This window comes from Streptomyces sp. NPDC002004, assembly GCF_053593975.1.
On sequence record NZ_JBSFDP010000001.1, the window covers coordinates 451,231 to 463,984 of the forward strand.

The following is a 12,754-nucleotide window of genomic DNA, read 5'->3' on the forward strand; positions in this document are numbered from 1 at the left end:
GACGGGCGGGCGCTTCAGAGCGAATGCTTCAGATTACCGGCGCGTCCACCCCTCCAATCAAATCGGTCCCGGCCTCCGATCGCGACGGCTGCCGGGCGGGCCGTCCCGACGAAGGCTTGTTGACAATCGTTTCCATCTTTGTTGAAAATGACTGTCATGAACGTACGACGACGCCTCCTGTCCGGAGCCGCTGCCGCGAGCGCCCTCGCGCTCGGCCTCGGCACCCTCACCGCCTGCTCGGGCTCCACCGCCGCGGACGGCAAGGGCTCCGGAGAGCTGGACGTCGTCGCCTCCTTCTATCCCCTGGAGTACCTCGCCGAGCAGATCGGCGGGGAGCACGTCCACGTCACCACTCTGACCCAGCCCGGCCAGGAACCGCACGACCTGGAGGTCAGCATCCGGCAGATGATCCGGCTGGAGAAGGCCGACGCGGTCCTCTACCTCAAGGGCCTGCAGCCCGCCGTCGACGACGCGGTGGCCCAGTCCGACGTGCGGACCAGGGTCGACGCGGCCTCGCTGACCACGCTGGAGACCCACGGCGACGAGGTCGGCGGCCACGCCGCGGAGCACGACCACGGCCACGGCGAAGGCCACGGCGACGAGGAGCCGGGCGCCCGGGACCCGCACATCTGGCTCGACCCCGTGCGGTACGCGGAGGTCGCCCGCGGCGTCGGCAAGGCCTTCGAGAAGGCCGACCCGAAGCACGCCGGCGCGTACCGGAAGAACACTGCGGCCCTGGTGCGGAAGCTGGACGCGCTGAACACCCGGTACCGGGACGGGCTGAAGAACACCCGCGGCAAGGTGTTCATCACCACCCACGCCGCCTTCGGCTACCTCGCCGAGCGCTACGGCCTCACCGAGGAGGCCATCTCCGGCCTCGACCCCGAGAGCGAGCCGAGCGCGGCCCGCGTGCGGGACCTGCAGTCGATGGCGAAGGCCGACGGCGTGGGCACCGTCTTCTACGAGACGCTGGTCTCCGGCAAGACCGCGAGGACCCTGGCGTCGGACGCGCATCTGAGGACCGACGTCCTCGACCCGATCGAGGGCGTCACCACCAGATCCAGGGGCCGGGACTACCTCCAGGTCATGGACGCCAACCTCTCGGCGCTCCGGAAGGCGCTCGGCACGAAATGAGCGACGTGATCATCACCACACCCGCATCGGAGGCGCAACCCATGGGCGACAACGGCGGCGAACCCGTCATATCCCTGCGCAATGTGACGGCGGAGCTCGGCTCGCGCCCCGTGCTGCGCGGCATCGACCTCACCGTCCGGCGCGGCGAAGTCGTCGCGCTGCTCGGCGCGAACGGCTCCGGCAAGTCGACGGCGATCCGCACGATCATCGGCCAGGTGCCCGTCTCCGACGGCGACATCGAGCTCTTCGGCACACCGCGCCGCCGCTTCCGCGACTGGGCGCGCGTCGGGTACGTACCGCAGCGCACCACCGCCGCGGGCGGTGTCCCGGCGACCGTGACCGAGGTCGTGTCCTCGGGGCGGCTGTCCCGGGCCCGCTTCGGCATGCTGCGCAAGGCGGACCGCGCCGCGGTGCGCCGGGCCCTGGAGCTGGTCGGGCTCACCGACCGCGCCAAGGACTCGGTGAACGCGCTGTCGGGCGGCCAGCACCAGCGGGTGCTGATCGCCCGCGCGCTCGCCGCACAGCCCGAGCTGCTGATCATGGACGAGCCGATGGCCGGAGTCGACCTCGCGAGCCAGGAGGTCCTGGCCGCGACCCTGCGCGAACAGGTCGCGGGCGGCGCATCCGTCCTCCTCGTGCTGCACGAACTCGGGCCGCTGGAGCCGCTGATCGACCGCGCGGTCGTGCTGCGCGACGGCTGCGTCCTGCACGACGGGCCGCCGCCGAAGGCCGTCGGGCAGCACGCGCTGCCCGGCCACGACCATGTCCACCCGCACACCGCCGACGCCGAGCCGGTCCGTACCGGCCTGCTGAGTTAGAGGCCCCGGAAGGACTCCTGGCGATGGAATTCCTCGATTACCCCTTCATGCAGCGGGCCCTGCTCGCCGCCGTCCTCGTGGGCATCACCGCGCCCGCCGTCGGCATCTACCTGGTGCAGCGCCGCCAGGCCCTGATGGGCGACGGCATCGGGCACGTGGCCATGACCGGCGTCGGGCTCGGCTTCCTGCTCTCGACGTCCCCCGTGTGGATGGCGACGGCGGTGTCCGTGCTCGGCTCGGTCCTGATGGAGCTGATCCGCTGGTACGGCAGGACGCGCGGCGACATTGCGCTCGCGATGCTGTTCTACGGCGGCATGGCGGGCGGCGTGATGTTCATCAACCTCGCCCCGGGCGGCTCCACCGCCAATCTGAGCACCTATCTCTTCGGCTCGCTCACGACGGTCTCGCGCAGCGACGTGCTCGCGATCTGTCTGCTCGCCGCCTTCGTCCTGGCCGTGGCGGTCGGGCTGAGGCGACAGCTGTTCGCGGTGAGCCAGGACGAGGAGTTCGCGCGGGTGACGGGCCTGCCGGTGCGGGCGCTGAACCTCCTCACGGCCGTCACCGCAGCGATCACGGTCACCGTGGCGATGCGCGTCGTCGGCCTGCTGCTGGTCAGCGCGCTGATGGTGGTGCCGGTGGCCGCCGCGCAGCAGCTGACGCGCAGCTTCGCCGCCACGTTCGCGATCGCCGTGGCGATCGGCGTCACCGCGACGCTCGGCGGCACGGTCACCTCGTACTACCAGTACGTGCCGCCCGGCGCGACGATCGTCCTGCTGACCATCGCCGTGTTCATCGTGCTCACCGCGCTGGCCGCGCCCCTCGCGCGGCGCAGGGCACGGACGGCGGCCACGGCGCGCGGAGCCGGCGACCCGGCAGAATGCGTCATTCCGGCACCGGCGGCGGGCGAGCGGGTGGACGCCTAGGCGCGGCACGGCACGGGCGCGGGCCGCACGGACCGCCCCGCGTGGGGCCGATATCCGGTCAGCGTCTGACTCCTGGCGGGTCCGGACTGGCACAATGGCCTGGCAGGAGACACGAGGAGGCAATCGTGACAGCCCCGGTTCGAGGCAGGTCGACCCGCCAGCGTGCGGCCGTGGCCGCCGCGCTCGACGAGGTGGACGAGTTCCGCAGCGCGCAGGAGCTGCACGACATGCTCAAGCACAAGGGCGACTCGGTGGGACTGACCACGGTCTACCGCACGCTCCAGTCCCTCGCCGACGCCGGTGAGGTCGACGTCCTGCGCACGTCGGACGGCGAGGCCGTCTACCGCCGCTGCTCGACCGGGGACCACCATCACCATCTGGTGTGCCGCGTCTGCGGCAAGGCCGTCGAGGTCGAGGGCCCGGCGGTCGAGAAGTGGGCCGACGCGATCGCCGCCGAGCACGAGTTCGTGAACGTGGCGCACACGGTGGAGATCTTCGGCACCTGCGTCGAGTGCGCACGGACCTCCGCCGAGGCATAGCAACGACTCGACCTGACCGGGCGCCGCCGCTGGGGCGCCCGGCCTCGTCGTACCCGGGTGCCGGACGCGTGCCGCGGGCCCGCCGTGCCCGCAACGGCCGGGGGCGGGCACTCGGTGCTCGCCCCCGGGCGGACCGGGCTACTGCTGCCGGCCTTCCATCGCCAGCAGCTCCTCGTTCGGGATGGCGCCGCCGAAGCGGCGGTCGCGGGAGGCGTACTCCAGGCAGGCGCGCCACAGGTCGCGGCGGTCGAAGTCGGGCCACAGCACGTCCTGGAAGACCATCTCGGCGTAAGCGCTCTGCCAGATCAGGTAGTTGGAGGTGCGCTGCTCGCCGCTCGGCCGCAGGAACAGGTCCACGTCCGGCATGTCCGGGTAGTAGAGGTACTTCGCGAGGGTCTTCTCGGTGACCTTCGACGGGTCGAGCCTGCCCGCCTTCACGTCCTCCGCCAGGGCCTGCGCCGCGTCCGCGATCTCGGCCCGGCCGCCGTAGTTCATGCAGAAGTACAGCGTGAGCCGGTCGTTGCCCTTGGTCTGCTCCTGGGCGATCTGGAGTTCCTTGGCCACCGACTTCCACAGCTTGGGCATCCGGCCCACCCAGCGCACCCGGATGCCGAGGGAGTCGAGCTGGTCGCGGGTCCTGCGGATGAAGTCGCGGTTGAAGTTCATGAGGAAGCGCACCTCGTCCGGCGAGCGCTTCCAGTTCTCGGTGGAGAAGGCGTACAGGGAGATGTTCCTGACGCCCATCTCGATCGCGCCCTGCAGCACGTCCAGCACGCACTCGGCGCCGACCTTGTGTCCTTCGGTGCGCGGCAGGCCGCGCTCCTTCGCCCAGCGCCCGTTGCCGTCCATGACGATCGCCACGTGCTCGGGGATGAGCTCGCCGGGGAGCTTCGGCGGGCGCGCACCCGACGGGTGCTGCTCGGGAGCCTTGTACTCGCGGCGCTGCCGCCCCAGAATCCCGCGTACTGCCATGTGCCTTCGTCTCCCCTGGTTCCCGATGGTCGATGGTTCCGGCGTGCCGTGTGCCGTCATTGTTCTACGTACCGCAGCGAGCGCAGCCCCCGCTCCAGGTGCCAGTGCAGATACGCCGACACCAGCCCGCTGCCTTCCCTGACGTACCGCGCCTCGCACGCGTCCGCCGTGTCCCAGTCTCCCGTGAGCAGCGCGGCGAGCAGGCCGAGGGCCTGCGGCGAGGGTACGACGCTGCCGGGCACCCGGCAGTCCGCGCACACGCTTCCTCCCGCCGAGACCGAGAAGAAGCGGTTCGGGCCGGGCAGCCCGCATTTCGCACAGTCGGAGAAGCTGGGCGCGTAGCCGTTGACGGCGAGCGAGCGCAGCAGGAACGCGTCCAGGACCAGATGCGGCGCGTGCTCGCCCCGGGCGAGGGTGCGCAGCCCGCCCACGAGCAGCAGGTACTGCTGCACGGCCGGCTCGCCCTCGTGGTCGGTGAAGCGCTCCGCCGTCTCCAGCATCGCCGTCCCGGCGGTGTAGCGCGCGTAGTCCGTGACGATCGTGCCGCCGTACGCGGCGATCGTCTCGCTCTGTGTGCACAGCGGCAGTCCGCGGCCGACCAGCTCGCTCCCCCGGGCGAAGAACTGCACGTCCACGTGCGAGAACGGCTCCAGCCGTGCCCCGAACTTCGACTTGGTCCGCCGCACCCCGCGGGCGACGGCGCGTACCCGCCCGTGACCGCGTGTGAGCATCGTGATGATCCGGTCCGCCTCGCCCAGCTTCTGGGTGCGCAGCACGATGCCGTCGTCGCGGAACAGACTCATGGGGCCATTCTTCCCTACGGCACCTCGCCGCGGCTCCGGGCGTTGACGTACGCCGTCGCCGCGCTCAGACGCTCCTGGGAGGTGGCCGTGCGGACCTCCTCCGGCGCCACGTCCCACTCACGGCCGCCACCGAGGGGTCTCAGCTGGACGTACGGGCCCTCGTGGCCCATGACCCGGCCCACCTGCCCGGTGCGCACGTCCACGGCGTAGGAGCCGACGGGCGGCTTCATCGGCGGTCTCCCCCGTCCGCGGCCCCGTCCACCAGGGCGACGGCGATCCGCTCCGCCGTCTCCACGGTGCACCGGCCCGGCTCCACCAGGGGGCTCGGGGCCTCCAGGGCCGGGGCCACCGGGTCCAGCCGCAGAGACGGCAACGTGATTCCGGCCCGTGCCAGGGCCACGCGCAATTCCGTCAAGGTTTCCTCCGCCCGAGCCACGCGTCCCGCCGCGTGCCGCGTTCCGTCTTCCACGTTCACGGGGCCTCCCCCCACCTGCCCGATTTCACTCTTCGTGTCCCCGGGGTGGCGGTATGCATCTACACTCGGGAGGCCTCTGTGACCTACAAGTACGGCGTAGGACAAGAGGGTTGGCCGTGGCCAACGGTTCGCGTCGGGCGCAGGGGAATTCTGCGGCATGGTTCGAACAGGCGCTCAGCGAACCGCAGTTGGACGCGGTCCGGCGGCAGGACTTCCTACGACGGGGTGCGCGCCGCCTCCAGGAGGCGGGTTACGTCGTCCGAGCACATGGTCAGCGCCCCGCCGATCGTGCTGAGGACATCGCGCTCCGCCGGCGTGTAGGGGCCGTCGGCGAGGGCGACCCGCGCACCCTGGAGCAGGATCGACGCGCGGCCCGTGGGGGCCAGGTGCGGGGCGAGCGGGTCCAGGGCCTCGTGGAGCTCTATCACCAGGCCGGCCAGGCCGCCCGTACCGCACTGGCCCGGCAGGCGCCCGGTGTCCGCGGCGAGGGCGTCGACGAGCGCGGCGAGGTGCCGGGGCTCGCAGTCGTCGAACCCGGCGGTGCGCACGGCGGACGCCGCCGTCTCCAGGACCGCGCGGGACCCGGTGCCGCCGGCGGCGAGGACCGCGAGGACGACGGTGTGCACGGCGTCGCGGAGCATCGCCGAGAAGCGGTGCGTGGTGGGGTGGTCGAGGACGTCCGTGCTGAAGTGCTCCCGGCAGGCCACGCATTCGACGACGGGGCCGGTCGCGCCGCGCGACAGCAGCGGCACCCCGACCACGGCGAACCGGCGGCGGCCCTCGCGGCGCTGGTAGTTGCGGTCGCCCCCGCAGCCCGGGCAGAAGAACTCGCCGTCGCCGACGGTGGTCCACACCGTGCGGGTACCGAAGAGGGCAGTACGGAGGGCTGCGGTGCGAATGCCGAGGGCATGTGCGGTTCGAGTGGTACCAGTACGGTCGATTCGTCCCGGTCCATGCAGCACGTCGCACCTCCGTAACCCACGGCAACATCGCCGCGCTGGCGTGATGTTAGCCACATGTATGAGGTGTAGTCAGCACCCTGTTGCGGGGTGGCCTCCCACATGGCCGGGATACGACGCGGCCCCGCCCGCCCACAAAGGGCGGACGGGGCCGGAAAAGTGCGGGTCAGACCGCTCAGCGCGCCGCGCGGTTCACGGCGGAGACAACGGCCTTCAGCGACGCGCGTGTCGTATTCGCGTCGATGCCGATGCCCCACAGGACCTTGCCGTCGATCGCGCACTCGATGTACGAGGCGGCCTGCGCGGAGGCGCCCTCGCTCATCGTGTGCTCCTGGTAGTCCAGCAGGCGTACGTCGATGCCGATGGACTGCAGGGCGTCGAAGAACGCCGAGATCGGGCCGTTGCCGGTGCCGGACAGGACCGTGTCGGCGCCGTCGACGGTGGCCTCGACGTTCAGGGTGTCCACGCCGTCCTTGTCGGTCGTGGTCTGGCCGGCCCTGACCTGGATGCGGCCCCACGGGTTGTCGGGGTTGGGCAGGTACTCGTCCTGGAAGACGCTCCAGATGGCCTTCGGCGTGACCTCGCCGCCCTCGGCGTCCGTCTTCGCCTGGATGATCTTCGAGAACTCGATCTGCATGCGCCGCGGCAGATCCAGCTTGTGGTCGTTCTTCAGGACGTACGCCACGCCGCCCTTGCCGGACTGCGAGTTGACGCGGATGACGGCCTCGTAGGAACGGCCGACGTCCTTCGGGTCGATCGGCAGGTACGGAACGGCCCACTCGATGTCGTCGACGGTCTTGCCGGCGGCCTCGGCCCTGGCCTCCATCGACTCGAAGCCCTTCTTGATGGCGTCCTGGTGGGAGCCGGAGAAGGCGGTGTAGACCAGGTCGCCCGCGTAGGGGTGGCGCGGGTGGACCTCCATCTGGTTGCAGTACTCGGCGGCACGACGGATCTCGTCGATGTCCGAGAAGTCGATCTGCGGGTCGACGCCCTGCGAGAACAGGTTCATGCCCAGGGTGACCAGGTCGACGTTGCCGGTGCGCTCGCCCTGGCCGAACAGGCAGCCCTCGATCCGGTCCGCGCCCGCCATGATCGCCAGCTCGGCGGCGGCGACGGCGGTGCCGCGGTCGTTGTGCGGGTGCACGGACAGGCAGACGAACTCGCGGCGGGAGAGGTTGCGGCTCATCCACTCGAAGCGGTCCGCGTGCGTGGAGGGCGTGGAGCGCTCGACCGTCGCCGGCAGGTTCAGGATGATCTCGCGGCCGGCCTCGGGCTGCCAGACGTCCATGACGCCCTCGCAGACCTCCAGCGCGAAGTCCAGCTCGGTGTCCGTGAAGATCTCGGGGCTGTACTGGTAGCCGAAGACCGTCTCGGGGCCCAGCAGCTTCTCGGCGTACTCCATGACCAGCTGCGTGCCGTCGACGGCGATCTGCCTGACCTGGTCCCTGGAGCCGCGGAAGACGACCTCGCGCCAGACCGGAGCGGTCGCGTTGTACATGTGGACGGTCGCGCGGCGGGCGCCCTTCAGGGACTCGACGGTGCGCTCGATCAGCTCTTCACGCGCCTGGGTGAGGACGGAGATGGTCACGTCCTCGGGGATCGCGCCGTCCTCGATGATCGACCGTACGAAGTCGAAGTCGGTCTGGCCGGAGGAGGGGAAGCCGACCTCGATCTCCTTGTAGCCCATGCGGACCAGCAGATCGAACATCTCGCGCTTGCGCGCCGGGGACATCGGGTCGATCAGCGCCTGGTTGCCGTCGCGCAGGTCGGTCGACAGCCAACGGGGGGCCTTGGTGATCCGATTGTCCGGCCAGGTCCGGTCGGGGATGTCGACCTGCTCGTACCGGCCGTACTTGTGGATCGGCATCGCGGACGGCCGCTGGAAGTGCGCGCCGTTGGTGAGGGGCGTGGGGCGACCGACGGAAGATGCGGGGTTCGACATGATGCGAGGGCTCCTCAGGGGTCCACGGGGGACGGCCGACGGGTCGTAGCGCAACACCGAACTCCGCGGGGAGGGGGTCGGCCTTCGACTACAGGCCCTCGCCGCGGCAGCTAAGGAGAAGCAGCCCGAAACGCATGATGCTTCGCAGCTTAACCGAGTGCGGCCGGATACGAAGACCCTGTTCCACTATGCGGGACGGCCGCGAAGTAACGGGCAAAAGGTGACGTATCACTCCATTTAATCAACCTTTGTCGCTGCTAGTGACACCGTGAACACCCAGTGCCACATTCTTGCGCATGACGAAGCACCCGGGCCACGAGCCCGTCAACCCGTCCCACGCGGGCGGCCACCCGCACGACGAGGCCGCCCACCACCCGACCGGGGGCGTCCACCCCGTCTTCTGCACGGTCGTCCCGCCGCACATCCTCGACCGGCTCGCGCAGCACGCGGACCCGGCGCTGCACCTGCCGGCGCAGCGCACCCTGGAACTCGACGCCCAGCACCGCACCCGGCGCCGCCTCACCGCCTTCCGGAGCGCCGCGGCGCCCACGGGCACCCCGTCCGACCAGCCCGCGCGCACGATCTACGACGCCGGGCACCAGGAGACCCTGCCCGGCCACAAGGTGCACTCCGAAGCCGACCAGCCGTCCTCCGACGCGACCGTCAACCGTGCGCACGCCGGGCTGGGCGCCACCTTCGAGCTGTACCTGAAGGCGTACGGGCGGCACTCGATCGACGACGCGGGCCTGCCGCTGAACGCGAGCGTCCACTACGGCGAGAAGTACGACAACGCCTTCTGGGACGGGCAGCAGATGGTGTTCGGCGACGGCGACGGCGACCTCTTCCTCGACTTCACGATCCCCGTCGACGTCATCGGTCACGAACTCACCCACGGCGTCACGCAGTACACGGCGAACCTGGAGTACTACGGCCAGTCCGGCGCGCTGAACGAGTCCCTCTCGGACGTCTTCGGCTCGCTCATCAAGCAGTACGCGCTCGGACAGACCGCGGAGCAGGCGGACTGGCTGATCGGCGCCGGACTCCTCGCGCCGAGCGTGCACGGCGAGGCGCTGCGCTCCATGAAGGCGCCCGGCACCGCCTACGACGACCCGGACCTCGGCAAGGACCCGCAGCCCGGCACGATGGACGGCTATGTCCGCACCAGCCGTGACAACGGCGGCGTCCACATCAACTCCGGCATCCCCAACCACGCCTTCTACCTCGTCGCCCAGGCGCTCGGCGGCCAGGCGTGGGAGCGGGCCGGACAGATCTGGTACGACGTCCTGACCGGCGGCGAGCTGGCCTCCGACGCGCGGTTCGCGGACTTCGCGCGGCTCACCGTGGCGGCGGCGCGGGCGCGGTACGGGGAGGGTGCGGAGGCCCAGGCCGCCGCGAAGGCCTGGGAGCAGGTCGGGGTGCCGACCGCCTAGTCCGGTGCGCAGGCCGCCTGGCGGCGGCCGCGCTGCCGTACTAGACAGGGATCATGCGTATCCGAGTGAAGCGCACAGGAGGATTCGCGGGCGTCGAGCGGGAGGCCGAGGTGGACACCTCGGAGCTCGCCGACGCCCCCGAGTGGCATGCGCTGGCCGAGGCGGCGCTCGACGGGGCGCGGGATGCGCCGCCCGCCGGCGTGCCGGACGGGTTCAGCTACCGGATCACCGTGGACGGGCGGACCGTCCACTGCGCGGATCCGCGGCTCACCGAGCCCCAACGCAGGCTGATCTCACGGGTGCTGAAGGAGGGAGCCTAGGGCCGTGGGGACGCTGCCGCGGGCATTCCCCCGCCCCGCCCCTTCCCGAAACCGGGGGCTCCGTCCCCGGACCCGGTACCGGCCCGAACGGCCTCGTCCTCCAGCGCCGGACATGCAGGGGGCGCGGGTGTGCGCGCCCGCAGCCACCGCGGCCAATCCCTCCGACGGCCGTTTGCAGGTGACGTCCTCGAGCAGACGATCACCTGAGAACGTGCCGGACGAGAGGACGAATCCATGGTGGCCACCGAGTCCCCCGCCGCCGAGGCCGCTGCCGACCCGGAGGCGGTCAGGCGTCACCGCCTCCTCTTCCGGGCGCTGAGCCGCCGCCGGAACCCACCGCTGCGGCGCACCGACATCACCGTCAGCGACGAGGCGGCCGTCGGGCGGGCGGTCAAGGCGGCCTCGCTCGGCAACGCCATGGAATGGTTCGACTTCGGCATCTACAGCTACCTCGCCGTCACCATCGGCCATGTCTTCTTCCCGTCCGGCAACGCCACCGTCCAGCTGCTCTCCTCCTTCGCGACCTTCGCGGTGTCGTTCCTCGTCCGCCCGCTCGGCGGCATGGTCTTCGGTCCCATGGGCGACCGGATCGGCCGGAAGAAGGTGCTCGCCCTCACCATGATCATGATGGCCGTCGGCACCTTCGCCATCGGCCTGATCCCCTCCTACGCGGCCATCGGGTTCTGGGCGCCGTCCCTGCTGATCCTCTTCCGGCTGGTCCAGGGCTTCTCGACCGGCGGCGAGTACGGCGGTGCCTCCACCTTCATCGCCGAGTACGCGCCGGACCGGCGCCGCGGATTCTTCGGCAGCTACCTGGAGGTCGGCACGCTCGCCGGCTACGTCGGCGCCTCCGGCCTGGTCACCGCGCTGACGACGGTGCTGGGTGATTCCGGCATGGAGTCCTGGGGGTGGCGGGTGCCGTTCCTGGTGGCCGGGCCCATCGGTCTGATCGGCCTCTATCTGCGGCTTCGACTGGACGAGACGCCGGCGTTCCGGAAGCTGGACGACGACTCCGCGCACCAGGGTGCGGGGGCTGCGGCCGAGAGCACCGCACAGGGCGGCCTCCGCGAGATCTTCCGGGAACAGTGGCCGAGCCTGATCCTCTGCATCTGCCTCGTCGGCGCCTACAACATCGCCGACTACATGCTCCTGTCGTACATGCCGACCTATCTGTCGGACCGCCTGCACTACTCCGAGGCGCACGGCCTGCTGATCCTGATCGCCGTGATGGTGGTGCTGATGCCCCTCACCCATCAGGCCGGCAGGCTCTCCGACCGCCTGGGGCGCAAGCCCCTGCTGATGGCGGGCATGCTGGGCTTCCTCGTTCTGTCGGTGCCCGCCTTCCTGCTGGTCCGGCAGGGCGGTGTCGCGGGGGTCGGCGCCGGCATGCTGATGCTGGGGCTGTCCCTGGTGTGCCTGCTCGGCACCATGTCCGCCGCGCTGCCCGCGCTGTTCCCCACCCAGATCCGCTACGGGTCCCTGTCCGTCGGCTACAACCTCTCCGCCTCGCTCTTCGGCGGCACCACCCCCCTGGTGATCACGGCGCTGATCTCCGTGACGGGCAGCGACATGATGCCCGCCTACTACGCCATGGCCGCGGCGCTCGTCGGCGTCGTCGCGGTGGCCTGCATGAAGGAGACGGCCCGCAAGCCGCTGGCGGGCTCCCCGCCGTGCGTGGAGACGCCTCAGGAGGCGGCCCGCATCGTGGAACTGGCGGCCCGTACACCGAAGTTCTAACCGGCCCATCGGGCCGGCCATGTCCCGCGGCACAAGGGGTACAAGCGGGCGAGGCAAGGATGTTCCGGACCCGCAGGGCGCTGATCCGTCGCGCCCTGCGAGCACAACGAAAGGCGGTTGCACGTCGTGGCCGAGTTCCTCACCGACATCGAGACCATCCGGGAGCGGGCGCGCCAGGAGATCGACAAGGGCCCCGTGACCGACGCCTACGGCGCCGATCTGGACCGTGTGCTGCGGGTGCTCAACGAGGCGCTGGCGACGGAGATCGTGTGCACGCTCCGCTACAAGCGCCACCACTACACCGCGTCCGGGCTGTACTCGGAGCCGGTCGCGGCGGAATTCCTGGAGCACGCCCAGGAGGAGCAGCAGCACGCGGACAAGCTGGCACAGCGGATCGTCCAGCTGGGCGGCGAACCGGACTTCGACCCGGACACGCTCACCAAGCGCTCGCACGCCACGTACGACGCAAGTACCGACCTGGTCGAGATGCTCAAGGAGGACCTGGTGGCCGAGCGGGTCGCCGTGGCCTCCTACACGGAGATCGTCCAGTGGCTGGGGGACGACGACCCGACCACCCGGCGGGTCTTCGAGGAGCTGCTGGCCCAGGAGGAGGAGCACGCGGACGACCTGCGCGGTCTGCTGGAGCGCATTCCCCGGCCCGCCGAGAAGTCGTAGGGGGTCGGGGCGGGGCACGGAATCGGA

14 protein-coding genes are annotated in these 12,754 nt (G+C 70.8%); 8 read left to right on the forward strand and 6 right to left on the reverse strand.

Annotated elements, in window-relative coordinates:
- Nucleotides 1-156: 156 nt before the first annotated feature.
- The 4 genes from ACWCP6_RS01945 to ACWCP6_RS01960 all read left to right on the forward strand — a co-directional run bounded on the left by ACWCP6_RS01945 (nucleotide 157) and on the right by ACWCP6_RS01960 (nucleotide 3,414).
- Nucleotides 157-1,134, forward strand: a complete 978-nt coding sequence (locus ACWCP6_RS01945; RefSeq protein ID WP_450930347.1) for a metal ABC transporter substrate-binding protein — start codon at nucleotides 157-159, stop codon at nucleotides 1,132-1,134.
- A gap of 41 nt (nucleotides 1,135-1,175) precedes the next feature.
- The gene (locus tag ACWCP6_RS01950; RefSeq protein WP_450930549.1) at nucleotides 1,176-1,952 is read left to right on the forward strand and encodes a metal ABC transporter ATP-binding protein; all 777 of its coding nucleotides are present in this window, start codon (nucleotides 1,176-1,178) and stop codon (nucleotides 1,950-1,952) included.
- 23 nt (nucleotides 1,953-1,975) lie between these two features.
- Nucleotides 1,976-2,875: a metal ABC transporter permease gene (locus tag ACWCP6_RS01955; protein WP_450930348.1), complete on the forward strand. Its 900-nt coding sequence runs from the start codon at nucleotides 1,976-1,978 to the stop codon at nucleotides 2,873-2,875.
- 122 nt (nucleotides 2,876-2,997) lie between these two features.
- Nucleotides 2,998-3,414, forward strand: coding sequence for a Fur family transcriptional regulator (locus tag ACWCP6_RS01960; protein WP_450930550.1), 417 nt, complete (start codon nucleotides 2,998-3,000; stop codon nucleotides 3,412-3,414).
- Nucleotides 3,415-3,552: 138 nt separating this feature from the next.
- Here the strand turns inward: ACWCP6_RS01960 and ACWCP6_RS01965 are convergent, their stop codons facing one another.
- From ACWCP6_RS01965 to leuA, 6 genes are all read right to left on the reverse strand, one after another.
- Entirely contained in the window at nucleotides 3,553-4,386 is an 834-nt protein-coding gene (locus ACWCP6_RS01965) for an isoprenyl transferase (RefSeq protein ID WP_450930349.1), read from the reverse strand.
- A 56-nt stretch (nucleotides 4,387-4,442) separates the two neighbouring features.
- Entirely contained in the window at nucleotides 4,443-5,189 is a 747-nt protein-coding gene (gene recO, locus ACWCP6_RS01970; protein WP_450930350.1) for a DNA repair protein RecO, read from the reverse strand.
- A gap of 14 nt (nucleotides 5,190-5,203) precedes the next feature.
- Nucleotides 5,204-5,419, reverse strand: coding sequence for a hypothetical protein (locus ACWCP6_RS01975; RefSeq protein ID WP_450930351.1), 216 nt, complete (start codon nucleotides 5,417-5,419; stop codon nucleotides 5,204-5,206).
- On the reverse strand, nucleotides 5,416-5,604 hold the full coding sequence (locus ACWCP6_RS01980; protein WP_450930352.1) for a hypothetical protein: 189 nt from the start codon (nucleotides 5,602-5,604) through the stop codon (nucleotides 5,416-5,418). The genes ACWCP6_RS01975 and ACWCP6_RS01980 overlap by 4 nt, the downstream gene beginning before the upstream one ends.
- Before the next feature lie 275 nt (nucleotides 5,605-5,879).
- Nucleotides 5,880-6,563 (reverse strand): TerB family tellurite resistance protein, encoded by a 684-nt coding sequence (locus ACWCP6_RS01985; protein ID WP_450930551.1) that lies wholly within the window; start codon nucleotides 6,561-6,563, stop codon nucleotides 5,880-5,882.
- Nucleotides 6,564-6,798: 235 nt separating this feature from the next.
- Nucleotides 6,799-8,565, reverse strand: coding sequence for a 2-isopropylmalate synthase (gene leuA, locus ACWCP6_RS01990; protein WP_450930353.1), 1,767 nt, complete (start codon nucleotides 8,563-8,565; stop codon nucleotides 6,799-6,801).
- Nucleotides 8,566-8,861: 296 nt separating this feature from the next.
- Between leuA and ACWCP6_RS01995 the strand changes: the two genes are divergently transcribed.
- From ACWCP6_RS01995 to ACWCP6_RS02010, 4 genes are all read left to right on the forward strand, one after another.
- On the forward strand, nucleotides 8,862-9,995 hold the full coding sequence (locus ACWCP6_RS01995; RefSeq protein ID WP_450930354.1) for a M4 family metallopeptidase: 1,134 nt from the start codon (nucleotides 8,862-8,864) through the stop codon (nucleotides 9,993-9,995).
- 53 nt (nucleotides 9,996-10,048) lie between these two features.
- Nucleotides 10,049-10,315, forward strand: coding sequence for a protealysin inhibitor emfourin (locus ACWCP6_RS02000; protein WP_450930355.1), 267 nt, complete (start codon nucleotides 10,049-10,051; stop codon nucleotides 10,313-10,315).
- Between the two features lie 234 nt (nucleotides 10,316-10,549).
- Nucleotides 10,550-12,052, forward strand: a complete 1,503-nt coding sequence (gene proP / locus ACWCP6_RS02005) for a glycine betaine/L-proline transporter ProP (RefSeq protein ID WP_450930356.1) — start codon at nucleotides 10,550-10,552, stop codon at nucleotides 12,050-12,052.
- 126 nt (nucleotides 12,053-12,178) lie between these two features.
- The gene (locus ACWCP6_RS02010) at nucleotides 12,179-12,727 is read left to right on the forward strand and encodes a ferritin-like domain-containing protein (protein ID WP_450930357.1); all 549 of its coding nucleotides are present in this window, start codon (nucleotides 12,179-12,181) and stop codon (nucleotides 12,725-12,727) included.
- Nucleotides 12,728-12,754: the final 27 nt, after the last annotated feature.